Origin of the sequence: Actinotalea soli (genome assembly GCF_017565425.1) — a bacterium.
GTDB classification, from domain to species: domain Bacteria; phylum Actinomycetota; class Actinomycetes; order Actinomycetales; family Cellulomonadaceae; genus Actinotalea; species Actinotalea soli.
The window spans coordinates 16,584-40,139 of the sequence record NZ_JAGEMK010000011.1 but is presented as its reverse complement, the minus strand read 5'-3'; the positions used below and the strand labels follow the sequence as shown (position 1 = coordinate 40,139).

General features: G+C 72.7%; 26 protein-coding genes. 19 read left to right on the top strand and 7 right to left on the bottom strand.

Translation table 11 applies throughout. The annotated features are described in order from the left end of the window. The first annotated feature begins 121 nt into the window (after positions 1 to 121). The 6 genes from J4G33_RS15715 (at position 122) to J4G33_RS15690 (ending at position 6,949) form a co-directional block, all read left to right on the top strand. Positions 122 to 808: a DivIVA domain-containing protein gene (locus J4G33_RS15715; RefSeq protein WP_208056941.1), complete on the top strand. Its 687-nt coding sequence runs from the start codon at positions 122 to 124 to the stop codon at positions 806 to 808. Positions 809 to 985: 177 nt separating this feature from the next. After that, positions 986 to 1,402, top strand: coding sequence for a TraR/DksA family transcriptional regulator (locus J4G33_RS15710; protein ID WP_208057011.1), 417 nt, complete (start codon positions 986 to 988; stop codon positions 1,400 to 1,402). A gap of 2 nt (positions 1,403 to 1,404) precedes the next feature. Next, entirely contained in the window at positions 1,405 to 1,983 is a 579-nt protein-coding gene (gene lspA, locus J4G33_RS15705; protein ID WP_307793953.1) for a signal peptidase II, read from the top strand. Next, positions 1,980 to 2,912, top strand: a complete 933-nt coding sequence (locus tag J4G33_RS15700; RefSeq protein ID WP_208056939.1) for an RluA family pseudouridine synthase — start codon at positions 1,980 to 1,982, stop codon at positions 2,910 to 2,912. Before lspA ends, J4G33_RS15700 begins: the two co-directional genes overlap by 4 nt. Positions 2,913 to 2,963: 51 nt before the next feature. After that, positions 2,964 to 6,515, top strand: coding sequence for a DNA polymerase III subunit alpha (gene dnaE / locus J4G33_RS15695; protein WP_208056938.1), 3,552 nt, complete (start codon positions 2,964 to 2,966; stop codon positions 6,513 to 6,515). Between the two features lie 26 nt (positions 6,516 to 6,541). Next, positions 6,542 to 6,949, top strand: a complete 408-nt coding sequence (locus J4G33_RS15690) for a pyridoxamine 5'-phosphate oxidase family protein (RefSeq protein ID WP_208056937.1) — start codon at positions 6,542 to 6,544, stop codon at positions 6,947 to 6,949. On the opposite strand, the gene J4G33_RS15685 is transcribed toward J4G33_RS15690, so the two are convergent. Next, complete coding sequence (locus J4G33_RS15685) at positions 6,934 to 7,191, bottom strand: RNA-binding S4 domain-containing protein (protein WP_208056936.1); 258 nt, start codon at positions 7,189 to 7,191, stop codon at positions 6,934 to 6,936. The genes J4G33_RS15690 and J4G33_RS15685 overlap by 16 nt on opposite strands. Before the next feature lie 47 nt (positions 7,192 to 7,238). On the opposite strand from J4G33_RS15685, the gene hisD reads away from it, so the two are divergent. Beyond that, on the top strand, positions 7,239 to 8,567 hold the full coding sequence (gene hisD / locus J4G33_RS15680) for a histidinol dehydrogenase (RefSeq protein ID WP_208056935.1): 1,329 nt from the start codon (positions 7,239 to 7,241) through the stop codon (positions 8,565 to 8,567). A gap of 41 nt (positions 8,568 to 8,608) precedes the next feature. Here hisD and J4G33_RS15675 read toward each other — a convergent pair whose 3' ends face one another. Beyond that, positions 8,609 to 10,825 carry a RecQ family ATP-dependent DNA helicase gene (locus J4G33_RS15675; RefSeq protein WP_208056934.1) on the bottom strand — a complete coding sequence of 739 codons (2,217 nt, stop codon included), beginning with the start codon at positions 10,823 to 10,825 and terminating at the stop codon, positions 8,609 to 8,611. 115 nt (positions 10,826 to 10,940) lie between these two features. Between J4G33_RS15675 and J4G33_RS15670 the strand changes: the two genes are divergently transcribed. Genes J4G33_RS15670 through J4G33_RS15640 form a run of 7 tightly spaced genes read left to right on the top strand, consistent with a single transcriptional unit; the run spans position 10,941 to position 15,851 of the window. Then, entirely contained in the window at positions 10,941 to 11,573 is a 633-nt protein-coding gene (locus J4G33_RS15670) for a hypothetical protein (RefSeq protein ID WP_208056933.1), read from the top strand. Positions 11,574 to 11,583: 10 nt separating this feature from the next. Continuing rightward, the gene (locus J4G33_RS15665) at positions 11,584 to 12,684 is read left to right on the top strand and encodes a histidinol-phosphate transaminase (protein ID WP_208056932.1); all 1,101 of its coding nucleotides are present in this window, start codon (positions 11,584 to 11,586) and stop codon (positions 12,682 to 12,684) included. Further along, entirely contained in the window at positions 12,681 to 13,289 is a 609-nt protein-coding gene (hisB, locus tag J4G33_RS15660; RefSeq protein WP_208056931.1) for an imidazoleglycerol-phosphate dehydratase HisB, read from the top strand. Before J4G33_RS15665 ends, hisB begins: the two co-directional genes overlap by 4 nt. After that, positions 13,286 to 13,729: a hypothetical protein gene (locus J4G33_RS15655; protein WP_208056930.1), complete on the top strand. Its 444-nt coding sequence runs from the start codon at positions 13,286 to 13,288 to the stop codon at positions 13,727 to 13,729. Before hisB ends, J4G33_RS15655 begins: the two co-directional genes overlap by 4 nt. Before the next feature lie 24 nt (positions 13,730 to 13,753). After that, positions 13,754 to 14,395 (top strand): imidazole glycerol phosphate synthase subunit HisH, encoded by a 642-nt coding sequence (hisH, locus tag J4G33_RS15650; RefSeq protein ID WP_208056929.1) that lies wholly within the window; start codon positions 13,754 to 13,756, stop codon positions 14,393 to 14,395. A gap of 8 nt (positions 14,396 to 14,403) precedes the next feature. Next, the gene (gene priA / locus J4G33_RS15645; RefSeq protein ID WP_208056928.1) at positions 14,404 to 15,132 is read left to right on the top strand and encodes a bifunctional 1-(5-phosphoribosyl)-5-((5-phosphoribosylamino)methylideneamino)imidazole-4-carboxamide isomerase/phosphoribosylanthranilate isomerase PriA; all 729 of its coding nucleotides are present in this window, start codon (positions 14,404 to 14,406) and stop codon (positions 15,130 to 15,132) included. Then, complete coding sequence (locus tag J4G33_RS15640) at positions 15,129 to 15,851, top strand: SseB family protein (RefSeq protein WP_208056927.1); 723 nt, start codon at positions 15,129 to 15,131, stop codon at positions 15,849 to 15,851. The genes priA and J4G33_RS15640 overlap by 4 nt, the downstream gene beginning before the upstream one ends. Before the next feature lie 44 nt (positions 15,852 to 15,895). Here J4G33_RS15640 and J4G33_RS15635 read toward each other — a convergent pair whose 3' ends face one another. The 5 genes from J4G33_RS15635 to J4G33_RS15615 form a co-directional block, all read right to left on the bottom strand. Beyond that, positions 15,896 to 16,333 (bottom strand): spore germination protein GerW family protein, encoded by a 438-nt coding sequence (locus J4G33_RS15635; protein ID WP_208056926.1) that lies wholly within the window; start codon positions 16,331 to 16,333, stop codon positions 15,896 to 15,898. 55 nt (positions 16,334 to 16,388) lie between these two features. Then, positions 16,389 to 17,159 carry a S1C family serine protease gene (locus J4G33_RS15630; RefSeq protein WP_208056925.1) on the bottom strand — a complete coding sequence of 257 codons (771 nt, stop codon included), beginning with the start codon at positions 17,157 to 17,159 and terminating at the stop codon, positions 16,389 to 16,391. Beyond that, positions 17,156 to 18,133 (bottom strand): hypothetical protein, encoded by a 978-nt coding sequence (locus J4G33_RS17340; protein ID WP_243759237.1) that lies wholly within the window; start codon positions 18,131 to 18,133, stop codon positions 17,156 to 17,158. Before J4G33_RS17340 ends, J4G33_RS15630 begins: the two co-directional genes overlap by 4 nt. Before the next feature lie 52 nt (positions 18,134 to 18,185). After that, a complete protein-coding gene (locus tag J4G33_RS15620) occupies positions 18,186 to 18,566 on the bottom strand; it encodes a DUF1844 domain-containing protein (RefSeq protein ID WP_208056924.1) in 381 nt (126 codons plus the stop codon). Positions 18,567 to 18,629: 63 nt separating this feature from the next. Then, positions 18,630 to 20,132: a catalase gene (locus J4G33_RS15615; RefSeq protein WP_208056923.1), complete on the bottom strand. Its 1,503-nt coding sequence runs from the start codon at positions 20,130 to 20,132 to the stop codon at positions 18,630 to 18,632. A gap of 379 nt (positions 20,133 to 20,511) precedes the next feature. On the opposite strand from J4G33_RS15615, the gene infC reads away from it, so the two are divergent. The 5 genes from infC to thpR all read left to right on the top strand — a co-directional run bounded on the left by infC (position 20,512) and on the right by thpR (position 23,443). Next, positions 20,512 to 21,120, top strand: a complete 609-nt coding sequence (gene infC / locus J4G33_RS15610) for a translation initiation factor IF-3 (RefSeq protein ID WP_208057009.1) — start codon at positions 20,512 to 20,514, stop codon at positions 21,118 to 21,120. 75 nt (positions 21,121 to 21,195) lie between these two features. Then, on the top strand, positions 21,196 to 21,390 hold the full coding sequence (gene rpmI, locus J4G33_RS15605; RefSeq protein WP_208056922.1) for a 50S ribosomal protein L35: 195 nt from the start codon (positions 21,196 to 21,198) through the stop codon (positions 21,388 to 21,390). A gap of 64 nt (positions 21,391 to 21,454) precedes the next feature. Beyond that, positions 21,455 to 21,841, top strand: coding sequence for a 50S ribosomal protein L20 (rplT, locus tag J4G33_RS15600; protein WP_208056921.1), 387 nt, complete (start codon positions 21,455 to 21,457; stop codon positions 21,839 to 21,841). A gap of 31 nt (positions 21,842 to 21,872) precedes the next feature. Then, positions 21,873 to 22,772 carry a TrmH family RNA methyltransferase gene (locus J4G33_RS15595; RefSeq protein ID WP_307793952.1) on the top strand — a complete coding sequence of 300 codons (900 nt, stop codon included), beginning with the start codon at positions 21,873 to 21,875 and terminating at the stop codon, positions 22,770 to 22,772. Positions 22,773 to 22,795: 23 nt separating this feature from the next. Further along, entirely contained in the window at positions 22,796 to 23,443 is a 648-nt protein-coding gene (thpR, locus tag J4G33_RS15590) for an RNA 2',3'-cyclic phosphodiesterase (protein ID WP_208056920.1), read from the top strand. Positions 23,444 to 23,556: the final 113 nt, after the last annotated feature.

Genomic DNA, 23,556 nt, shown 5'->3' with positions numbered 1-23,556 from the left:
GACCGACACGCCCGTCACTGCAGCTCCCAGCCCGTGCACTCCGCCTGATCTCCGCTACCGTGAGCCGTGGCGGTCGGCGGACTGCCGGGGCCCGACCAGCACGAACAACCGAGGTGACACCATGGCTCTGCTGACCGCAGACGACGTCCTGAACAAGAAGTTTCAGGCGACCAAGTTCCGCGAGGGCTACGACCAGGACGAGGTCGACGACTTCCTCGACGAGGTCGTCAACACGCTGCGGTCCGTCACCGCGGAGAACGACGACCTCAAGGGCAAGCTCGCGGCGGCCGAGCGCCGGATCGCCGAGCTGAGCCGCGCGGGAGGTGGCCAGGCGCAGGCGCCGGCCCCGGTCGCGCAGCCCGAGCCCGCCCCGCAGCCCGAGCCGGCTCCTGAGCCGACCCCGGCTCCGGCCCCGACGCCCGCCCCGGCGCCGGCTGCAGCCCCCTCGGGCCAGCGGGTCAGCGAGCCCGAGTCGGCGACCGGCATGCTCCAGCTCGCCCAGAAGCTGCACGACGACTACGTGCGGTCGGGCCAGGAGGAGGGTGACCGGATCATCACCGAGGCCAAGACGCAGGCGACCCGGATCGTCCGCGAGGCCGAGGAGACGTCCAACCGGACCCTCGCCCAGCTCGAGCAGGAGCGCAGCCTCCTCGAGCGCAAGATCGACGAGCTCCGCGTCTTCGAGCGGGACTACCGCACGCGGCTCAAGAGCTACCTCGAGAACCTCCTCGGGGACCTCGACTCGCGCGGCAGCACGGTGGCCCCGCGGGCCGGTGGCAGCGAGGGCGGTCTGCAGTTCAACGGCTGACCGCCGCACAGCACGGATGACGCACGACGCACCACACCGCAGCGGTGTGGTGCGTTGTGCGTCCTGCGCGAGAGGTCTACTCTCGCGTGACCTTCGTCCCCAGGGAGCGCCATGGCCACCGAGGAGCCCGGTCGATCGACCACGGCCTACGGTCTGCGTCTTGAGACCGACCACGAGATGCCCGACCTGGCAGCAGCCGTCGGTGGCTTCCCTGTGCGGGACGGTGAGGATCCGTGGACCGCGGCCGAGGTCGAGGAGATCGCCGCTGGGCTGATCACCGAGATCGGCCGCCTGCGGGCCGAGCTGGCCGCGGCCGACGCCGAGCTCTCGGACCTCCTGCGCAACTCGGGGGACGGCGCGGGGGACGACCAGGCCGACTCCGGGTCGAGCGCCCTCGAGCGCGAGCAGGAGCTCACCCTCGTCAACAACACCCGGGACCTGCTCGAGCAGAACCTGCACGCCCTGCGCCGGGTGGGTGCTGAGGGGTTCGGCCGCTGCGAGTCCTGCGCCGAGGCCATCGGCAAGGCACGGCTGCAGGCCTTCCCCCGCGCGACGCTGTGCGTCACGTGCAAGGCCCGCCAGGAGCGTCGCTGAGCGTGAGACCTGCCCGCCCGCTGCTCGTCCTCCTGCTCACCCTGGCCGTTCTGGTCGTCGTGGTCGACCAGGCCACCAAGATCTGGGCCGTCGCCGCGCTCACCGAGGGTGAGCGCATCCCGGTCCTCGGGGACCTGCTCGGCCTGACGCTGCTCTACAACCCGGGCGCGGCGCTGAGCATCGCCACCGGCATGACCTGGGTCTTCACGATCGCCGCCGTGGCCGTGTCGGTGATCATCCTGCGGATCTCGGCCAAGCTGGGCTCGCGCGCCTGGGCCATCACGCTCGGCCTCCTGCTGGGGGGCGCCGTGGGCAACCTCATCGACCGCCTGGTCCGGGATCCTGGTTTCGCCCAGGGGCACGTGGTGGACTTCATCGCCTACGGCTCGTGGTTCGTCGGCAACGTCGCGGACATCGCCATCGTCGTGGCCGCGGGCCTGGTGATCCTGCTCAGCCTGCGCGGGACCGGGATCGACGGCACCCGTGAGTCCGACCAGCCCGCGGGGGCCGAGGACGACGTCCCCGACGACGTCCCGCCGCCCCCCGTACCGCCTTCGGGCGCCCGCGGGGAGACCGCGTGAGCGCGCGCTCCCTCCCGGTCCCGGACGGTCTCGCCGGCGAGCGGGTCGACGCCGGGCTGTCTCGGCTGCTCGGCATCTCCCGGACCAGGGCGGCCGACCTCGCCGCAGCCGGCGCCGTCCTGCTCGACGGCGCCACGGTGGGCAAGTCCGACCGCCTCCCCGCGGGGTCCTGGCTCGAGGTCGACGTCGAGGCCCTCGACCCGGTCGCTCCGGCCGCCCCGCCCGAGCCCGTCCCGGGGCTGCGGATCGTGCTCGAGGACGAGGACGTCCTCGTCGTCGACAAGCCGGTGGGGGTCGCAGCCCACCCCTCACCGGGCTGGACAGGGCCCACGGTGGTCGGAGCCCTCGTTGCGGCAGGCCATCGGGTCGCGACCTCTGGGGCTGCCGAGCGTCAGGGGATCGTGCACCGGCTCGACGTCGGGACCTCGGGGCTCATGGTCGTGGCCAAGAGCGAGCTGGCGTACTCGGTGCTCAAGCGGGCCTTCAAGGAACGGACCGTCGAGAAGGTCTACCACGCGGTGGTCCAGGGCCACCCGGAGCCCACCACGGGCACGATCGACGCCCCCATCGGGCGGCACCCCAGCGCCGACTACCGGTTCGCGGTGACCGCCTCGGGCAAGCCCTCGGTCACCCACTACGCCGTCCTGGAGATGGTCCCCTCGGCCTCGTTGCTCGAGGTGCACCTCGAGACGGGCCGGACCCACCAGATCCGGGTGCACATGGCGGCCGTGCGCCATCCCTGCGTCGGTGACACGACCTACGGCGCGGACCCGGCCATGGCCCAACGGCTCGGGCTCGGACGCCAGTGGTTGCACGCGATGCGGCTGGGCTTCGAGCACCCCGCGACGGGTCGCCCCGTCATGGTCGAGAGCACCTACCCGCAGGACCTGGCCCAGGCGTGGGACCGGCTGAGCGACGGGCACCACTGACGTCCGTGCCGGTGGTCCCCGCTGTCGGTGAGCCGACCTAGAATCGTCGGCATGGCAGCTGCAGGTGGGTCCGACTTCGTCCACCTCCACGCTCATACCGAGTACTCGATGCTCGACGGGGCGGCCCGGCTCGACGACCTGTTCGCCGAGGTCGCGGCGCAGGGGCAGCCGGCCATCGCCATGACGGACCACGGCTACCTCTTCGGCGCCTTCGAGTTCTGGAGCAAGGCCCGCGCGGCCGGGGTCAAGCCCATCATCGGTCTCGAGGCGTACCTCACGCCGGGGACCAGCCGGCACGACCGGACCCGCATCAAGTGGGGCGAGGCGCACCAGAAGTCCGACGACGTGTCGGCCAACGGGTCCTACACGCACATGACGCTGCTGGCGAAGTCGACCGCCGGGATGCACAACCTCTTCCGGATGGGTTCCCTCGGCTCGCTCGAGGGGCAGATGGGCAAGGCCCCGCGCCTGGACCGTGAGCTCCTCGTGCAGTACGGGACCGACCTGATCGGGACCACCGGCTGCCCCTCGGGCGAGGTGCAGACCCGGCTGCGCCTGGGGCAGTACGACGAGGCGGTGCGCGCCGCCGGCGACTTCCAGGACATCCTCGGCCGGGAGAACTACTACGTCGAGCTCATGGACCACGGCCTCGACATCGAGACCCGGGTGCAGAAGGACCTGCTGCGCATCGCGCAGGACATCGGCGCCCCGCTGGTCGCCACCAACGACCTGCACTACGTCAAGCGCGAGGACTCGATCTCGCAGGACGCCCTGCTGTGCATCAACTCGGGCTCGACCCTCGCCGACCCGGACCGCTTCAAGTTCGGCGGGGACGGCTACTACGTCAAGTCCGCCGCCGAGATGCGGCACCTGTGGTCCGAGCTCCCCGAGGCCTGCGACAACACCCTGCTCATCGCCGAGCAGTGCGAGATGGAGTTCAACACCTCGGCGAACTACATGCCGAACTTCCCGTGCCCGCCCGGGGAGAACGAGACCTCGTGGTTCATCAAGGAGGTCGAGACGGGGCTCAACTACCGCTACCCGTCCGGGATCCCCGACGAGGTCCGCCGGCAGGCCGAGTACGAGACCCAGGTCATCACCCAGATGGGCTTCCCCGGGTACTTCCTCGTGGTCGCCGACTTCATCAACTGGGCCAAGGAGAACGGGATCCGGGTCGGCCCCGGTCGCGGCTCGGGGGCCGGTTCCATGGCCGCCTACGCGATGCGGATCACGGACCTGGACCCGCTCAAGCACGGCCTGATCTTCGAGCGCTTCCTCAACCCCGACCGCGTCTCGATGCCCGACTTCGACGTCGACTTCGACGAGCGCCGTCGCGGCGAGGTCATCCGCTACGTCTCGGACAAGTACGGCGAGGACCGCGTCGCCCAGATCGTCACCTACGGGACGATCAAGGCCAAGCAGGCCCTCAAGGACTCCTCCCGGCTCCTCGGGTTCCCGTTCGCGATGGGGGAGAAGCTCACCAAGGCGATGCCACCGGCCATCATGGGCAAGGACATCAGCCTCACCGGGATCTTCGACCCCCAGGACAAGCGCTACCAGGAGGCCGACGAGTTCCGGCAGATCCACTCGACCGACCCGGACGCGCAGCGGGTGGTCGAGCTGGCCCAGGGCATCGAGGGCCTGAAGCGGCAGTGGGGCGTCCACGCCGCGGGGGTCATCATGTCGAGCGACCCGCTGATCGACATCATCCCGATCATGCGCCGCCCGCAGGACGGCGCGGTCATCACCCAGTTCGACTACCCCACCTGTGAGGGCCTCGGCCTGATCAAGATGGACTTCCTGGGCCTGCGGAACCTGACGATCCTCGATGACGCCCTGGCGAACATCGTGATGAACGGCAAGGACGCGATCGAGCTCGAGACCCTGACCCTGGACGACCCCGCGACCTACGAGCTGCTGGGGCGCGGCGACACCCTGGGGGTCTTCCAGCTCGACGGCGGCGGCATGAGGACCCTGCTGCGCCTCATGCGCCCCGACAACTTCGAGGACATCTCCGCGGTCGGTGCGCTGTACCGGCCGGGCCCGATGGGCGCCAACTCCCACACCAACTACGCCCTGCGCAAGAACGGCATGCAGCCGGTGGTACCGATCCACCCCGAGCTCGCCGAGCCCCTCGCGGAGATCCTCGGCACGACGTACGGCCTGATCGTGTACCAGGAGCAGGTCATGGCCATCGCGCAGAAGGTCGCGGGCTACAGCCTCGGCCAGGCAGACATCCTGCGCCGCGTGATGGGCAAGAAGAAGAAGGCCGAGCTCGACAAGCAGTTCGAGGGCTTCTCGACGGGCATGACCGACCGCGGGTACTCGATGGACGCGGTCAAGATGCTCTGGGACATCCTGCTGCCCTTCTCGGACTACGCCTTCAACAAGGCGCACTCGGCCGCCTACGGCGTGGTGTCGTACTGGACGGCCTACCTCAAGGCCAACTACCCGACCGAGTACATGGCCGCCCTGCTGACCTCGGTGCGGGACGACAAGGACAAGTCGGCGATGTACCTGGGCGAGTGCCGCCACATGGGCATCACGGTCCTGCCGCCGGACGTGAACTCCTCCTCGGCGAACTTCACCGCTGTGGGCACCGACATCCGGTTCGGGCTGACCGCGGTGCGCAACGTCGGGGCCAACGTCGTCGACGCGATCGTCAAGACCCGCGAGGCGAAGGGGGACTACACCTCCTTCACCGACTTCCTCGACAAGGTCCCGGCCGTCGTCTGCAACAAGCGGACCATCGAGTCGCTCATCAAGGCGGGGGCCTTCGACTCACTCGCCCCCAGCCGCCGAGCCCTCCACCTGGTCCACGAGCAGGCGGTCGACTCGGTCGTGGGGGTCAAGCGCAAGGAGGCCGAAGGGCAGTTCGACCTCTTCGCGGGTCTGGGCGGCGGCGAGGAGGAGGGCGAGGACGGCGCTCTGGGGTTCCGCGTCGACGTCCCCGACGTCCCCGAGTGGGACAAGAAGCAGCTGCTCGCCTTCGAGCGCGAGATGCTCGGGCTCTACGTCTCGGACCACCCGTTGTCTGGTCTCGAGCACGTGCTGGCCTCGGCGGCCGACTGCTCGGTCGCGGCCCTCATGGCCGACGAGACCCGGCCGGACGGCTCGATGGTCACCGTCTGCGGACTCATCACCTCCCTGCAGCGGAAGATGTCCAAGAACGGCAACCCGTGGGCGGCGGTGACCCTCGAGGACATCGACGGCTCGGTCGAGATCATGTTCTTCGGCGAGACCTACCTCGCGTACTCGACAGCCCTCGCCGAGGACGCGGTCGTCACGGTGCGCGGTCGCGTCCGGCGCCGGGACGAGACGATGCAGCTGCAGGCGGTCGAGGTCTCCCTGCCGGACATCTCCGCGGCCGAGACCAGGCCCGTGACCATCACGATGCCGGTCTCGCGGTGCACGCAGCCGGTGGTCGAGAGGTTGCGGGACATCCTGGCCAGCCACCCGGGGGTGACCGAGGTCCACCTCACCCTGACTCAGCCCGGGCGATCGACGGTGATGCGCCTCGAGGAGGGCCTGCGGATCGAGAGGTCCCCAGCCCTGTTCGGCGACCTCAAGGCGCTGCTCGGTCCGGGCAGCCTGACGGGGTGACCCGCGAGCCCACCTAGACTCAGGTGGTGATCCACCTGACGCCTGAGCAGCACGTCTTCGTGACCGAGCGACACCTGGCGACCCTGACGACGCTGAGGACCGACGGAGCGCCGCACGTGGTCCCCGTCGCCTTCACCTGGGACGGCGACGAGGGGGTGCTCCGCATCACGGCTCGCCGCACCTCGGTCAAGGTCCGCAACATCGAGCGTGCCGCGGCGGCCGGGGCTCCTGCCCGGGTCGCCGTCTGCCAGGTCGAGGGCGGGCGGTGGTTGACCTTCGAGGGCACCGCCGAGGTGTCGCACGACGCCGCGGAGGTCTCCGAGGCGATGCGGCGCTATGCCCAGCGCTACCGCACCCTCGAGCCGGACCCGGTCCGGGTCGTGATCCGGGTGCGCGCGGCACGGGTGCTCGGGTCGAGCTACATGACCCGCTGAGTCTCCGCGTCCTCCTGAGGGTCCACGACGGTGAACTCCAGGGCCCCTGTCGGCTGGTCGACCGTGACGAGGTCCCCAGGGCCGAGCTGGCGTCCTCGTCGCGTCTCGACGACGCCGTTGACCGTCACCTCCTCCTCGAGCAGGAGGGTCCGGGCCTCGGCCCCCGACTCGACGGCGCCCGCGAGCTTGAGGAGCTGGCCGAGCCGGATCGTGCCGCCGGCCACGGGTACTGGGGTGCTCATGAGCTCAGTCTCCCAGGTGCTGCTGGCTCCGCGCCTAGACTGGCCAGGTGATCTCCCGCATCGACCTCCGCGGTCGTGACCTCGACCGCCGCGCACTCACCGCCGTCCTTCCTCGCCCCGAGCTCGACGTCGCGGGCGCGGCCGAGCAGGTGGCCCCGCTCCTCGCGGATGTGCGCCACCGCGGCGCCGCGGCGCTGCGCGAGCTGGGCGAGCGCTTCGACGGGGTGCGGCCCGAGCACCTGCGGGTGCCCGCCGAGCGGATCGCCCAGGCCCTGGAGTCCTTGGACCCGCTGGTCCGCGCGGCCCTCGAGGAGTCCATCCGCCGGGCCCGGCTCGTCCACGCCGCCCAGGTGCCCGCCGAGCTCAGCACCGACCTGGGGGCCGGGGCTCAGGTACGTCAGCGCTGGCTCCCGGTGCGTCGCGTCGGTCTGTACGTCCCGGGCGGGCTCGCGGTCTACCCGTCCTCGGTGGTGATGAACGTGGTCCCGGCCCAGGAGGCGGGGGTCAGGTCGCTCGTGGTCACGAGCCCGCCCCAGGCTGAGCACGGCGGCAGCCCCCACCCCACGATCCTCGCCGCCTGCGCCCTGCTGGGGGTCGACGAGGTCTACGCGGTCGGCGGGGCCCAGGCGATCGCCATGCTCGCCTACGGCGCCCAGGGCGAGACGGAGGCCGACGGCGAGACGCTCTGCGAGCCGGTCGACGTGGTGACAGGACCAGGCAACCAGTACGTCACCGCGGCCAAGCGGCTGGTCCGCGGGGTCGTCGGGATCGACTCCGAGGCCGGGCCGACCGAGATCGCCGTCCTGGCCGACGGCACGGCCGACCCCGCACACGTCGCGGCCGACCTCGTGTCCCAGGCCGAGCACGGCCCGACCTCCGCCTCGGTGCTGGTGACCTCGTCGCTCGAGCTCGCGGAGGCCGTCGAGGCCCTGCTTCCCACGGTCGTCGCGGGGACCAGGCACAGCGAGCGCGTCGCGACGGCACTGGCCGGGCCGCAGTCGGCCGTGGTGCTGGTCGACGACGTCGACCAGGGGCTCGCCGTGGTCAACGCCTACGGTGCCGAGCACCTCGAGGTGCAGACCGCTGATGCGCGCGCCGTCGCCGACAGGGTCACCAGCGCGGGTGCGATCTTCGTCGGGCCGTTCGCCCCGGTCTCCCTCGGTGACTACATGGCCGGGTCGAACCACGTGCTGCCGACGGGTGGCTGCGCCCACTTCTCGAGCGGGCTCGGGGTGCACAGCTTCCTGCGGCCCGTCCAGATCATCGACTACGACGACGTCGCCCTGGCCGAGGTCGCCGATCGCGTGGTCGCTCTGGCCGAGGACGAGGACCTCCCGGCCCACGGCGAGGCCGTCAGGGTTCGCTTCCCCGGCTGAGCCCGGCCTCTGCGCGCGAGGGGCGCAGGGTGGGGCCTCGCTCAGCCCGTCGCCAGGACGAACGGGAGCACGCGTGAGGCCCCGGCCCGACGGAGCAGCCGCGCGGCCAGGGTGATGGTCCAGCCGCTGTCCTGGCGGTCGTCGACGAGGAGCACGGCCCGCCCCGCGAGTCCCGAGACCGCCGCGGGGGACAGGTCGAGCGAGATCCGTCGCGCGACCCCGGCCAGCCGCTGCGCCGAGTTCACGTCGTGGCGGGCAGGAGGGCCCGCGACCGCGACGGTGCCGACGAGGGGAACCCCGAGGTGCCTGGCCACCCCGCTCGCCAGGTGCTCGACCAGGTGGGGTCGGCTCGCCGAGCCGACCATCACCACACCGTCGACCTCCGGCCGCCAGGCGTCGAGCACCTCGAGGACGGGGGTGCGCAGGGTGGCCGGGAGCGGACCGTCGGCGGGGCCCTCCGAGGTGGTCCGGAACAGGTCACGCAGGGCGCCGCCCAGCCCCAGGCCGTCGAGCCGCGCGACCGCCCGTCCTGCCCCGGCGCGCTCGGTCTCGGCGATGCGCCCGCCGAGGTCGACGTCGAGCGAGGCCATGCCGCTCGGCCACTGGCGGCGCGGGGTGAGGTCGACCCCGGGTGAGGCCAGGCGCAGGCGGGCTGCCTCGACGGCGGCGGCGTCGACGACGGCGCTCCCGGCGCCCGCCTCGCCGGTGGTCGTCGTGGTCCCCTGGTCGAGGACCTCGGGCCCCGTCCGGCAGCGGTCGCACCGCCCGCACCGCCAGTCCGGGTCCTCGGCGAGCTCGGGGTCGTCCAGGGCGCTGCGCAGGAAGGCCATGCGGCACGCGGTGGTGCGGACGTAGTCGACCATCAGCTGCTGCTCGGCCCGGCGGGTCTGCTCGACCTGCGCGTAGCGCGCCGAGTCGTAGGACCAGGGCTGGCCGGTGTGCTGCCAGCCGCCCCGGACCCGGCGCACCGCGCCGTCGACGTCCAGGACCTTGAGCATGAGCTCGAGCCGGTTGCGTCGCAGGTCGACCCGCGGCTCGAGGGCCGCGGTCGAGAGCGGTGCTCCTGCTGCCTCGAGGGCGGCCAGGGTCGCGCGGACCTCGTGCTCGGGAGGGAAGGCCATGCTCGCGAACCAGTCCCAGATGGCGCGGTCGTCCCGGCCCGGGAGCAGGACCACCTCGGCCCGGTCGGTCGCGCGCCCTGCCCGTCCGACCTGCTGGTAGTAGGAGATGGGTGAGCTCGGCGCGCCCAGGTGCACGACGAACCCGAGGTCGGGCTTGTCGAAGCCCATCCCGAGGGCTGAGGTCGCCACGAGGGCCTTGACGTCGTTGGCGAGAAGCTCCCGCTCGGCCTCGAGACGCTCGGCCGGGTCGGTCTGGCCGGTGTACGAGCGCACCGTGAGGCCCTCGGCGCGCAGGTGGGCGGCGACCTGCTCCGCCGCGGCGACCGTCAGGCAGTAGACGATCCCCGACCCCGTCATCTCGGGGAGCCGCGCCGTGAGCCAGGCGAGCTGGGTGGCGTGGTCGGGGAGCTCGTGGACCGCGAGGCGCAGGCTCTCCCGCTCGAGCGGTCCCCGGAGCACCAGCACCTCGGCCCCCTGGCCCGCCGGGGCACGGCCCCCGACGGCGGCGAGCTGCTCGGCGACGTCGCTCGTGACCCGGGCGTTGGCCGTGGCGGTGGTCGCGAGGACCGGGGTCCCGGCGGGCAGCTCACCGAGCAGGGTGCGCAACCGGCGGTAGTCGGGGCGGAAGTCGTGCCCCCAGTCCGAGATGCAGTGCGCCTCGTCGACCACGAGCAGGCCCGTGTCCTGGGCGAGCCGCGGCAGCACCTCGTCGCGGAAGGCCGGGTTGTTGAGACGTTCGGGGGAGACCAGGAGCACGTCGATCTCTCCCGCGGCGACGCGGGCGTGCACCTCGTCCCAGGTGTCGGTGTTGGCCGAGTGGATGGTCTCGGCCCGGATGCCGGCCCGCCGCGCGGCGTCGACCTGGTTGCGCATCAGCGCGAGCAGGGGCGAGACGATCACCGTGGGCCCGCGGCCCTGGGCGCGCAGCAAGGCCGTGGCCACGAAGTAGACGGCCGACTTGCCCCAGCCGGTGCGCTGCACCACGAGGGCGCGTCGTCCGTCGAGCAGGGCAGCGATGGCTGTCCACTGGTCCTCGCGCAGGGCGGCGTCGGGCCTGCCGACGAGGCCGCGCAGCACCTCCTCGGCATGCAGGCGGGGGGAGGTGGCCGGACCAGGGGGGAGCACGTCGGACGACATGCCTGCAGTGTCGCAGCCGGCACCGACGCCCCGGTCGGCCGGGCGCGGTCCCGCCTCACCGTAGGATCGGCGCCGACGGGACGCGCCGGCGCCCCGCAGAGCCCTGGAGGACGTCGTGCCCGTGGTCGAGGCGATCGGCTGGTTCGGATCAGCCTTCCTGGTCTTCTCGATCATGCAGACCCGGGTGATGCGCTTCCGGGTGCTCAACACGACGGCCTGCGTGATCCTCATCGGGTACAACGCGGCGATCGGCGTGTGGCCCATGGTCGCGATGAACGTCGCGCTGACGGTGATCAACCTCTGGATCATCGTGCGGCTGCTGCGCGAGCGCCATGACTCGCGGGCCTACGACGTCGTGCCCATGGCGGCCGACGAGCCCTTCCTCGCCCACCTCCTGGACCGGCACGCGGCCGACGTCGCGGCCTTCAACCCGGGGCTGACCCCCGAGGCGGTCCGCAGCGCCGAGCACGCGTTCGTGGTGAGCACCGGGGACCAGGTGGTCGGGGTGGTGCTCTCGCGCGCGGGTGACCACCCGGGGGAGCAGCAGGTGGTGCTCGACTACGTCCTGCCTGCCTACCGGGACTTCACCCCGGGCGAGTTCGTGTTCCGACCTGGTGGTCCGTTCGCCGCCCTCGGGACGCGCCGCGTCGTGGCCTCCCCCGGGATGCAGGCCTCCGAGCGGTACCTGCGAGCGGTCGGGTTCGTCCAGCAGGGGGACAGGAGCGTCCTGGACCTCACGCCCGCCTAGACTCGCTGGCGTGACCGCGACCCTTCCGCTGCGTGCCGAGCTGCGCGGCCTCGAGCCCTACGGTGCCCCGCAGCTGGACGTCCCGGTGCTGCTCAACGTCAACGAGAACCCCTACCCGCCGTCCGAGGCGGTGGTGGCTGATGTCGCCGCGGCGGTCGCGCAGGCAGCCCGCGGGCTGAACCGGTACCCCGACCGCGAGGCCCTCGGCCTGCGCTCCGAGCTCGCCGACTACCTCGCGCGCGAGTCGGGGGTGCGGGTCGCCCCCGAGCAGGTCTGGGCGGCGAACGGGTCGAACGAGGTGATGCTGCACCTCCTGCAGGCCTTCGGCGGACCGGGCCGTACCGCCCTGTCCTTCGCGCCGACCTACTCGATGTACCCCGAGTACGCCCGGGACACCGCGACCCGCTGGGTCGCGGGGCGTCGCGCAGAGGACTTCTCCCTCGACCTCGACCAGGTCGACGAGCTGGTGGCCCGCGAGCAGCCCTCGGTGGTCCTGCTGGCCAGCCCCAACAACCCGACCGGGACGGCCCTGCCGCAGGCGGCGGTGGAGGCGGTGCTCGAGGCGACCGCGCAGGTCCCCGAGGGCTGCGTCGTGGTGGTCGACGAGGCGTACGCGGAGTTCCGCCGGACGGGCACCCCCTCGGCCCTCGCGCTCCTCGCCGAGAACCCCCGGCTCGCGGTCTCGCGCACCATGTCCAAGGCCTTCGGGCTGGCCGGTGCGCGGGTCGGGTACCTCGCGGCCTCGCGCGAGCTCGTCGACGCGCTGCGCGTGGTCCGACTGCCGTACCACCTGTCGGCCGTGACGCAGGCCGTCGCCCGCGCGGCCCTGGCTCACGCGGACGCCCTCATGGCCCAGGTCGGGTCCCTGCGCAGCACCCGGGACGAGACCGTCGCCTGGCTGCGCGGCAAGGGGCTCACCACGGCCGAGTCGGACGCGAACTTCGTGCTCTTCGGGGCGTTCGACGACCGGCACGCGATCTGGCAAGGTCTGCTCGACCGCGGGGTGCTCATCCGCGAGACGGGCCCCGAGGGCTGGCTGCGGGTGTCGATCGGCACCCCGACGGAGATGACGGCGTTCCAGGACGCCCTGGTGGAGGTGGCAGGACTGTGACCACAGGCAGCCGGACGGCGCGGATCGAGCGCGCGACCTCGGAGTCGACCGTGCTCGTCGAGCTCGACCTCGACGGGACCGGGCGCACCGAGATCTCGACCACGGTGCCCTTCTACGACCACATGCTCACCGCGCTGGGCAAGCACTCCCTGATGGACCTGACGGTCCGGGCGACCGGCGACACCCACATCGACGCGCACCACACCGTCGAGGACGTCGCGATCACCCTGGGGGAGGCGCTGCGCGAGGCCCTCGGGGACAAGGCGGGTATCGGCCGTTTCGGGGACGCGCTCGTCCCCCTCGACGAGGCCCTGGCCCAGGCCGTGGTCGACGTCTCGGGGCGGCCCTACCTGGTCCACTCGGGGGAGCCGGCCGGGCAGGAGTACCACCTCATCGGCGGCCACTTCACCGGCTCGCTGACGCGTCACGTCCTGGAGTCGATCGCCCACCACGCCGGCATCTGCATCCACATGCGCGTGCTCGCCGGGCGCGACCCGCACCACATCGTCGAGGCGCAGTTCAAGGCCCTGGCGCGGGCCCTGCGGGCTGCGGTCGCACCGGACCCTCGGGTCGACGGCGTGCCGTCCACCAAGGGAGCCCTGTGAGCGAGGAGCTCGTCGCTGCGGCCGTCGTGCTGACCAAGGTGGCCGTCGCCGAGGGGCTGGCTGCTGCCTGCGCCACGAGCAAGGTCGCTGTCGACGCCGTCCCGACGGCGATCGGTGCGCTCGCGGTGTGCCGCGAGACGGAGCCGGGTGAGCCCGAGCGGGCGGCGCAGGTCATCTCCAAGCTGCTGCAGCACACGCCGGTCGTGCTGCTGACCCAGCGCGACGGCCAGATGACCGCGACCCGCTGGGCCGCGGGGGTGCAGGAGGAGGAGATCGCGCCGGGTCTCATGCTCGACGGCGCCCCGGCCGAGGTGGAGGCCCTGCTCCTCGGTCAGGTCAGGGCCGAGGACCTGCCCGGCGTGGTCTCCTCGGTGGGGATGTCCCGATGGCGCGCGGTGCGCATCCTTGCCGGGGCGGCGCGGGCCGCCCGACGCGCATGACCGAGCACCGGTAAAGTCGGCCCGATGACATCCCCCAGCGTCGTCGTCCTCGACTACGGCTTCGGCAACGTGCGATCGGCCGTGCGCGCCCTCGAGCGCGTCGGAGCCGAGGTCGAGCTGACGGCCGACCCCCACGCGGCAGCCGAGGCCGACGGCCTCGTCGTCCCCGGCGTCGGTGCTTTCGCCTCGGTCATGACGGGGCTGCGGGCCGTGCGCGGTGACCAGATCATCGACCGTCGGCTCGCGGGCGGCCGTCCGGTCCTGGGAATCTGCGTCGGGATGCAGGTCATGTTCGGCGCGGGGGAGGAGCACGGCGTCCACACCGAGGGTCTCGGGGAGTGGCCCGGGGTCGTGGACCGTCTCGACGCGCCCGTCGTGCCCCACATGGGGTGGGCGACCGTGAGCCCGGCCGAGGGCTCGGTGCTCTTCGACGGCGTCGAGGACGAGTACTTCTACTTCGTCCACTCCTACGCCGCCCGCAGCTTTCCCCCGCTGGGAGGCGGCCGGCTGACGCCCCCGTCGGTGACCTGGGCCACGCACGGCGGCCCGTTCGTCGCGGCGGTCGAGAACGGGCCGCTCGCCGCCACCCAGTTCCACCCCGAGAAGTCCGGCGACGCCGGAGCCCACCTGCTGACCAACTGGGTCCGCAGCCTGAAGGAACGGTGACACCCACGATGACCCGACTCGAGCTCCTCCCTGCCGTCGACGTGGCCGACGGCCAGGCCGTCCGCCTGGTGCAGGGGGAGGCCGGCTCCGAGACCTCCTACGGCAGCCCGCTCCAGGCAGCGCTCGACTGGCAGTCGGGCGGAGCCGAGTGGATCCATCTGGTGGACCTCGACGCGGCGTTCGGGCGTGGCTCGAACGCCGAGCTCCTCGCCGAGGTGGTCGGCGCCCTGGACGTCAAGGTCGAGCTCTCGGGGGGCATCCGTGACGACGAGTCCCTCGCCCGCGCCCTGGCCACCGGCTGCCGCAGGGTCAACCTCGGCACGGCCGCCCTCGAGAACCCCCGGTGGACCGCCGAGGTCATCGCGCGTCACGGTGACGCCGTCGCGGTCGGCCTCGACGTCCGTGGCACGACCCTCGCCGCCCGCGGCTGGACCCGCGACGGCGGGGACCTCTGGGAGGTGCTCGAGCGCCTCGACGCTGCGGGCTGCCCGCGCTACGTCGTGACCGACGTGACGAAGGACGGCACCCTGCGCGGGCCGAACGTCGAGCTGCTGCGCGAGGTCTGCGCGAGGACCTCGGCCCCGGTCGTGGCCTCGGGAGGCATCTCGAGCCTCGAGGACCTCGCGGTCCTGCGCGGCCTCACCGAGGAGGGCGTCGAGGGGGCGATCGTCGGCAAGGCCCTGTACGCCGGCTCCTTCACGCTGCCGGAGGCCCTGGACGTCGCCGGGCGGGCGTGAGCGCCGGCCGTGCGCTGCCGCCGAGCTCGGCCTTCGCGGGGGACGACGGCGCACCTGACCCGGCCCTCGCTCGGGCGCTGAGCGAGCCGGACGGTGCGCCCAGGCTCCAGGCGGTGGTTCGGGCGCTCGCGTCGGCACGGGTGCTGGTGCCGGTCATGGCCGAGCTCGGTGCCTCCGAGGTCAGCGCGGCGGGCCTGGAGGTCGACAAGGAGGCGTCGACGGGGATCGTCGCCCTCCAGGCTCCGGACGGACGCACGGCCCTGCCGGTCTTCTCGGGCTCCGCGGCGATGACGGCGTGGCACCCGGGGGCCCGCCCGGTCCCGGCCGAGGGACCGCGGGCGGCTGCGGCGGCGATCCAGGAGGGCTGGGAGATCCTGGTCGTCGACCCTGGCGGTTCGTCCCCGGTCGTGGTGCCTCGGCCGGCGGTCCGCGCCCTGGCCCTGGGCCTGGGGTGGGAGCCCGCCGTGGTCGACGGGCAGGTGCGTGGTGACGTCGCGGAAGCCCTCGCTCGAGCGGCGACCACCGTGCCGGCGGTCCTGACGGCCCGTGCCGAGCCCGGCCGGCGCGCCGAGCTCGCGCTGGTCCTCGGGCTCGCGCCGGGTCTGGACCGTCCGGGTCTGGATGCCGTCCTGGCGCGGGTCAACGAGGTGCTGGCAGCCGAGGAGGCCCTCGGTGCCCAGGTGGACTCCCTCGAGATGCGGGTCGTCTCGGCAGGGTGAGTGCGCGGTGCGCAGTTCCCGAGGCGCTCCGTGCGCCGAGGTGCTCAACGCCCCGAGCGTCGGCCCCAGGCCCAGGCCATGGCGGCCACGGCGATCGCCCCGACGACCTGACCGCCGAGGACCACCCGGCCCAGGTCCAGGGCGGGCTGCCAGCTCACGCTCGCCCCTCGGACGACGTACGCGCCCACGGGCTGGATCCGGACGCCGAGGCCTCCGCCCCCGCCCGAGCCCGTGAGCTCGCCCGTCGCGCGCCCCCCGGCCTCCGCACCGGACTCTCCGTCGCCCCATCCTGATCCCGTCCCCCCGGTGACCCGGGCCACCGGGACGAGCACGACCTCGCCGTGGCGGACAGGTTCACCGAAGGCTCGCCGGACGCTCAGAGCCTCTCCCGCGACCCGGGTGATCGCCCCCGCCCGGCGCCGGGCGCGGGTCGAGGCCCGCTGACCCCCGTCCCTCTGAACTGAACGCTCGTCCCCGCTCATGAGCCCATCCTGCACCCGCCCGCCCGCCCGCCCTCGCGCGAGGCCGGTCGGAGGATCAGGGTGCGCAGGTCTCGGTCGGCACGAACGCCGCGTCGTCGGCCAGCAGGCTCTCGAGCGTGCTGACCGGCACGATGAAGCTCTGGCCCGCCGCGCTCTTGGCGTAGACGACCCCGACCACGCGGCCGCCCTCGTCGAGCACCGCCGAGCCCGAGCTGCCGGGCTCGACGGCGGCATCGGTGACCAGGACCACGCCCAGGTTCTCGTTGAGCGGGTCGGTCGTCTCGCCGATCACCTGGCCCTGGGTCACCGTGAGCCGCCCCCCCTGGGGGTAGCCGACCACGGTCACGGCGTCTCCGCGCACCGGGTCGGCCTCGGCGAGCTCGGGGTAGCTGCTCAGCTCCTCGTCGGTGCGGACGACCGCGAGGTCGGCGAGGTCGGCGGTGGTCGAGGCCGTGACGTCGACGTCCCGGCCGTCGTAGGTCTGCACCTGGAGCTCGGCCGAGCCGGCCACGACGTGCTTGTTGGTGATCAGCGTGGTCGCGTCGATGGCGAAGCCCGACCCGGTCGACAGCGACCCGCAGCCGACGTTGCGGATGCGGACGGCCATCTGCCGCACCGCATCGAACCCGTCGCTCGACAGGGTGTCGGAGCCCGCGACCTCGGCCGGTGCCGGCTCGGAAGGGACCAGCTCGGTCACCTCGGGCCCGGGCATGCGGGGGAAGTCCTCGGCGGCCTGCTCGACGGCGGCGCAACCAGCAGCCAGGGGAAGGGCCAGGGCGACCGCCGCGAGCCGGCGCCCGACGTGACGGCGGCGAGGGGGGCTCATCGACCGAGCTCGCGCTGCAGGGCGATGTTGGCCTCGGTCGCCGCCTGGCAGAGCACCTCGACATCGGACTCGAACGCCGCGAGGGCGTCGGGGTCGTACTCGTCGGCATCGGCGAGGTAGCCGATGAGCTCTTGCTGACCCTGCACGCACTGGTCGAGGGCCAGCGCGACCTGCCCGGCCGCCTCGCTCACCCGTTCCTGGTAGTCGACGAGCTGTCGCTGGGCCTCACGGTCGTCGCCGAGCTGGGCCTTCTCGTCGGCGAGCTCGACGATCCGCTCCTGGGCCGTGCCGAGCTGGGAGCGGACGGCCTCGAGCTCTGCCCGGGTGCCGGTGAGCTCGGCCCGGCTCGCGGCGAGGTCCTCGCCGATGACCTGGGCAGCTCCCAGGTACTCCGCCGACCGGTCCTCCCAGGCCTGGGAGGTGCGGTAGAGGTACACCGCCAGGGCCACGAGAGCGATCGTGACCAGCACGAGCAGGGCGAGGGCGATACGTCGTCCGACCCGTCGCTCCGACCTGGTGCTGTGCGCCGGTTCGGCGCGGCCGTCGGTGCGCCGTCGAGACGGCGGGGCGCCCGGGGACGAGGGCTCGCCTGGCGCGGGACGGTCTGCCGCCGCGGGGTCGAGGGCGGCGGGCGGCGGCATCGCGGTGTGCTGCGGGAGCCCCTGGTCGGTGCTGGGGTCGGTCTCGGGCGCCTCCTGGACCGTGGCTGACGCCGCCGGCTCGGACGCCGTCCCGGACGTCTCTGCCGCGGGGGGCTCTTCCCCGGCCTCCTCGTCCGGCTCCCCCCGGGCGCTGCCGGTGACCGGGGTCCACGAGGGCGCGGCGTCTGCCCGTGCCGCGTCTGTCGTCGCGTCGTGGGTCGGCTCGTCGTCCAGGGTGGTCGCGGCCGGTGCGTCGACAGGCGGCAGCGGGGCGGTGACCGGCACGTCGAGGTCTGCCGCGGCACCGCGCTGCGGTGTGGACGGGTCGGTCATCTCACCAGGATAGGGAGTCAGGGCCCGGGACGACTGCAGATGTCGGCCCGGCTCAGCTGACGGCTCCGGTCCACGCCTCCCCGGGGCCCTCGCCGGGGGCGTCGGGGAAGGGGGACGCCTCGCGGAAGGCGAGCTGGAGGGAGCGCAGGCCGTCCCGCAGCGCGCGGGCGTGCTGGTTGCCGATCTCGGGGGCAGCCGCCGTGATGAGCGCCGCGAGGGCGGTGATCAGCTTGCGGGCCTCGTCCAGGTCCGCGAGGTCTGCCCCCGGCCCGCTCTCGGTGTCGGGACCCAGGCCGCACTTGACGGCGGCGGCGCTCATCAGGTGCACCGCTGCCGTCGTGATCACCTCCACCGCGGGGACCTCGGCGATGTCTCGCAGCGCGGCGGGGTCGCTGCCTGCGGCGCGGACGGGGACCTCGGACTCGTGGCTCATGAGGACGATCCTCTCACCGGGGGGCGGACCGTGACGCCTGCGGTCCACCCCCCGGTGCAGGAGTCACTCGACCGGCAGGGCCGAGGTCGCCGGCTGTCCTGTCTCGACGGGGGCCGTGACCGACAGGGCGGCGCGCAGGGCGGCACCCAGACCGGCGTCGACCTGGGTCCAGTACTGGACGGCGCGCTCACGGATGTCAGCGCTGCGGACCCCGCCCACGTGCCCCGTGATCGTCTCGAGGAACCGGGCGCGTGCGGCGTCGTCGAAGACCTCGCGGTAGAGGGTTCCCGCCTGGCCGAAGTCGTCGTCCTCGGCGTGCAGGGTCGCGGCGGACCGCACCAGCTCGCCGTCGGACTCCCAGCCTCCCGACTCGCCGGCTCGGCCGGGCTCGGCGTGGGCACCACCGCGCGAGCTGGGCGCGTAGACCGGGACGTCGGGGGCGGCGAAGGAGTAGCGGGCCGCTCCGTCTTTGGAGTAGCTGTGCACGGGGGCCGCGTGGGGCGAGTTCACCGGCAGCTGCGCGTGGTTCGTGCCCACCCGGTACCGGTGCGCGTCCGCGTAGGAGAAGATCCGCGCGAGGAGCATGCGGTCCGGGCTCGCCGCGATCCCGGGGACGAAGTTCGAGGGCGCGAAGGTGGCCTGCTCGATCTGGGCGAAGTAGTTCTCGGGGTTGCGGTTGAGCTCGAGGGTGCCGACCTTGATGAGCGGGAAGTCGGCGTGCGGCCAGACCTTGGTGAGGTCGAACGGGTTGAACCGGTAGGTGGCCGCCGCGGCGTAGGGCATGACCTGGACGTGGAGGGTCCAGGAGGGGTGGTCGCCGCGCTCGATCGCCTCGTAGAGGTCACGGATGTGGATGTCGGCGTCAGAGCCGGCGAGCTGGGAGGCCGCCTCGGCGGTGAGGTTGTCGATGCCCTGGTCGGTCGTGAAGTGGTACTTGACCCAGAAGCGCTCACCCTCGGCGTTGATCCACTGGTAGGTGTGCGAGCCGAAGCCGTCCATGTGCCGCCACGACGAGGGCAGGCCGCGGTCGCCCATGAGCCACGTGACCTGGTGGGCCGACTCGGGGGACAGCGTCCAGAAGTCCCACTGCATGTCGTTGTCCCGCAGGTGTGAGCCGGGCAGCCGCTTCTGGGACCGGATGAAGTCAGGGAACTTGATCCCGTCCCGGATGAAGAACACCGGGGTGTTGTTGCCGACGAGGTCGTAGTTGCCCTCGGTCGTGTAGAACTTCAGCGCGAAGCCGCGGGGGTCGCGCCACGTGTCGGGGGAACCGAGCTCTCCGGCCACGCTCGAGAACCGTGCGAGGGTCTCGGTGACGGCGCCGGGCTGGAAGAGGGCGGCGCGCGTGTACCGGCTCACGTCCTCGGTGGTGGTGAACGTCCCGAAGGCGCCACCGCCCTTGGCGTGCACGACCCGCTCGGGCACCCGCTCGCGGTTGAACTGCGCGAGCTTCTCGACCAGGTAGTGGTCGTGCAGCACGATGGGGCCGTCGGCCCCGACGGTCTGCGCGTGCGCGTCGGAGGCGACGGGCGCCCCCGCATCGGTGGTCGTGAACGGTGAGGTCACGGTGTTCCTTCCTCGTCCTGCTGCCCTGCCGGTCGGCCGGGTCGGCCGTGATCATCGCAGGTTGTTCTGGAATGATTCAAGTATCGCCGCGCACGCCGTGGGTCGCGGAGCGGGCCTGCTACTCTTGTCCCCGACCGACTGATGTCGCGCGCCCTCGGGTCGCGGCATCGGTGCACAAGTGGAGCTGATCCCACCCAGGCGCCGACCGTCCGCTCACGCGGCACCAGGTTCCGGGTCCGGTCCGATGCAGGGCATCTCGGTGCCCTGGTGCGGGTGACGTCCGACGTCGCTCTCGGACCTGTCAGGCCTCCGCGCGTGCTCAGCAGCGGAGGCCTTCTTCGTTGTCGGTGGTCGCCCCGACGAGCACGAGGAGCAGCACATCAGCGAGCCCCGCATCAACGATCGGATCCGCGTCGCCGAGGTCCGCCTGGTCGGCCCCAACGGCGAGCAGGTCGGCATCGTCCGCGTGGAGGACGCCCTGCGACTGGCGCAGGAGGCCGACCTCGACCTGGTCGAGGTCGCCCCGGACGCCCGTCCGCCCGTCTGCAAGCTCATGGACTTCGGCAAGTTCAAGTACGAGGCCGACATGAAGGCCCGTGAGGCTCGCCGCAACCAGGCGAACACGGTCCTCAAGGAGATCCGTTTCCGCCTCAAGATCGACCCGCACGACTACGGCACCAAGAAGGGCCACGTCGAGCGGTTCCTCAAGGCGGGGGACAAGGTCAAGGTCATGATCATGTTCCGCGGTCGCGAGCAGTCCCGCCCCGAGATGGGCGTCCGGCTCCTCCAGCGTCTCGCGGACGACGTCGCCGAGCTCGGCTTCGTCGAGAGCATGCCCAAGCAGGACGGGCGCAACATGACCATGGTGCTCGGACCGACCAAGAAGAAGGCGGACGCCAAGAACGAGCAGCGTCGTCGCGCGCAGGAGACTGCCGCGGCCAAGGACGACGCCGCTGCCGCGGACACGGCCGCCGAGACCCAGTCCTGACCACCGCGCGGGCCCACCGGCCGGCGCGACACCTCACCCCTGCCCCGGGGTGACAAGAAGGAAGAGAGCACACCAGTGCCGAAGAACAAGACGCACAGTGGTGCGAAGAAGCGTTTCCGGATCACCGGGAGCGGCAAGCTCATGCGCGAGCAGGCCGGGGCGCGCCACCTGTTCGAGCACAAGTCGAGCCGCCGCACGCGTCGCCTCGCCTCCGACCAGGTCGTCTCGCCGGCCGACGCCCCCAAGATCAAGAAGCTGCTCGGCAAGTGAGTCCTGCGGCGCGCGACGCGCGCCCCGGATTCACCTGTGAGCCCCGAAACCCAAGGAGCACCACGTGGCACGCGTGAAGCGGGCAGTCAATGCCCAGAAGAAGCGCCGGACGACACTCGAGCGCGCGAGCGGTTACCGCGGTCAGCGGTCGCGGCTCTACCGCAAGGCCAAGGAGCAGGTCACCCACTCGCTCGTCTACTCCTACCGCGACCGCAAGGCGCGCAAGGGTGACTTCCGCCGGCTGTGGATCCAGCGGATCAACGCGGCCTCGCGCGAGCAGGGCCTGACCTACAACCGCCTCATCCAGGGCCTCAAGCTCGCGGGCATCGAGGTCGACCGTCGTGTGCTGGCCGACATGGCTGTCAACGACGCCCCGGCCTTCGCGGCCCTGGTCCAGCTGGCGAAGGACGCGCTGCCGGCTGACGTCAACGCGCCCTCCGCGGCGGCCTGACCCGACGTACCCCACGACGAGCGCCCGGTCCGTGCCCGAGCTGTCCAACCCCCGCGCCGAGCGGGTCAGGGCGGTGAAGGCCCTGGCCGGGCGTTCGTCGCGTCGTCGGACGGGTCACTTCCTCGTCGAGGGCCCGCAGGCCGTGCGCGAGGCCCTGCGCTGCCGTCCCGGGGCGGTCCGTGAGCTGTACCTGAGCCGTGCCGCTGCCGACCGCCACCCGGACCTGGTGCGTGCCGCGGACGAGGGTGGGGTCCAGGTGCGGACCGGCACCGCCGAGGTCCTCGAGGCGATGAGCCCCGACGGTCAGGGCGCGGTTGCGGTGGTCCAGCAGCTCGCACGCACCCTCGACGGTGTGCTCGCGGCAGGTCCCGCCCTCGTGGCGGTCCTCGCCACGGTGCGCGACCCGGGCAACGCAGGCACCGTGATCCGTGCTGCCGACGCCGCCGGGGCCGACGCGGTGGTGCTCGCTGGGGAGAGCGTCGACCTGCACAACCCCAAGGTGGTCCGCTCGAGCGCCGGCTCGATCTTCCACCTCCCGGTCGTGACCGGCCTGACCGTCCCGGAGGCGGTGGCCGCTCTGCGGGACGCAGGTCTGGTCGTTCTCGCCGCGACCGGTCAGGGCACGCACGACGTCGACGACCTCCTCGACCACGTGACGCCACCCGGGACGGACGAGGGCGACGGTGCCGGACGCCCACGGCACCGCGGCGAGGCTCGCGGTCCGGAGGGTCCCGGCGACCCGGCGCCTCCCGACCTCACGGCACCCACGGCCTGGCTCTTCGGGAACGAGGCCCGCGGCCTGAGCCCGCAGGAGCTCGCCCTGGCGGACTCCTCGGTGCGCGTGCCGATCCACGGTCTCGCCGAGTCCCTCAACCTCGCGACCGCGGCCACGCTCTGCCTGTACGCCAGCGCGCGGGCACGCCGGGCCTGACCGGCCCGTGGGACGCTCGGAGGGTGCGCCTCTTCCTCGCGGTGCGACCGCCCCAGCACGTGCTCGACCACCTGAGCCTCGCGCTCGAGGGGGTCGCTGCGTCCCTTCCGACCGCGGGCGGGCCGCGCCCTGTCCGGTGGTCTGCCCCGGAGAACAGGCACGTCACGGTGGCCTTCTACGGTGAGCTCTCCGACGGGGCCGCCGACGAGCTCACCGTCGCGCTCGAGGGTGCGGTCGACGAGGTCGTTCCTGTCGAGCTCGACCTCCGCGGAGCCGGGGTCTTCTCCCACCGTACGCTCTGGGTCGGGGTCGGTGGCGACCTGGACGGGATGCAGGCCCTCGTCGCCGCGGCACGGCGGTCCGGGGAGGCCGCAGGTGCGGCTCCCGAGGTCCGTGTCCGGTCGCGCCCGCACCTCACGGTGGGTCGGGTCTCGCGGAGCGCGGGGGACAGGGCCCGCTCCGGGCGTCGTGGGCACCCGTCCCGCGGTGTACCGGACCACGGACCCGGGGCCGTCGAGTCGCTGGTCGCGGCGATGTCGCTCTACCGCGGGCCCTCGTGGACGGTCGAGCAGGTCGAGCTGATGAGCTCGCAGCCGGGTGCGGGGCGGCACGGTGGCCCGCTCTACACCTCCCTGCGCACCCTCACCTGCGGTGGAGGCACCGTCCCCTGACCGTCACCCGGCGCCGCGACGGACCCCTGCTGTGGCACGATGTGAGCGTGATCGCGACTCGTCTCGTCCCCGGCGGACGATTTCCGCGGCCCGTGCGCGGGCCGCGCGACTGA

Coding starts and splice junctions, on each gene's coding strand:
- J4G33_RS15715 (WP_208056941.1), top strand. CDS start 122: ATGGCTCTGCTGACCGCAGACGACGTCCTGAACAAGAAGTTTCAGGCG.
- J4G33_RS15710 (WP_208057011.1), top strand. CDS start 986: ATGCCCGACCTGGCAGCAGCCGTCGGTGGCTTCCCTGTGCGGGACGGT.
- dnaE (WP_208056938.1), top strand. CDS start 2,964: ATGGCAGCTGCAGGTGGGTCCGACTTCGTCCACCTCCACGCTCATACC.
- J4G33_RS15685 (WP_208056936.1), bottom strand. CDS start 7,191: ATGAGCACCCCAGTACCCGTGGCCGGCGGCACGATCCGGCTCGGCCAG.
- J4G33_RS15675 (WP_208056934.1), bottom strand. CDS start 10,825: ATGTCGTCCGACGTGCTCCCCCCTGGTCCGGCCACCTCCCCCCGCCTG.
- hisH (WP_208056929.1), top strand. CDS start 13,754: ATGACATCCCCCAGCGTCGTCGTCCTCGACTACGGCTTCGGCAACGTG.
- priA (WP_208056928.1), top strand. CDS start 14,404: ATGACCCGACTCGAGCTCCTCCCTGCCGTCGACGTGGCCGACGGCCAG.
- J4G33_RS15635 (WP_208056926.1), bottom strand. CDS start 16,333: ATGAGCGGGGACGAGCGTTCAGTTCAGAGGGACGGGGGTCAGCGGGCC.
- J4G33_RS15630 (WP_208056925.1), bottom strand. CDS start 17,159: ATGAGCCCCCCTCGCCGCCGTCACGTCGGGCGCCGGCTCGCGGCGGTC.
- J4G33_RS17340 (WP_243759237.1), bottom strand. CDS start 18,133: ATGACCGACCCGTCCACACCGCAGCGCGGTGCCGCGGCAGACCTCGAC.
- J4G33_RS15620 (WP_208056924.1), bottom strand. CDS start 18,566: ATGAGCCACGAGTCCGAGGTCCCCGTCCGCGCCGCAGGCAGCGACCCC.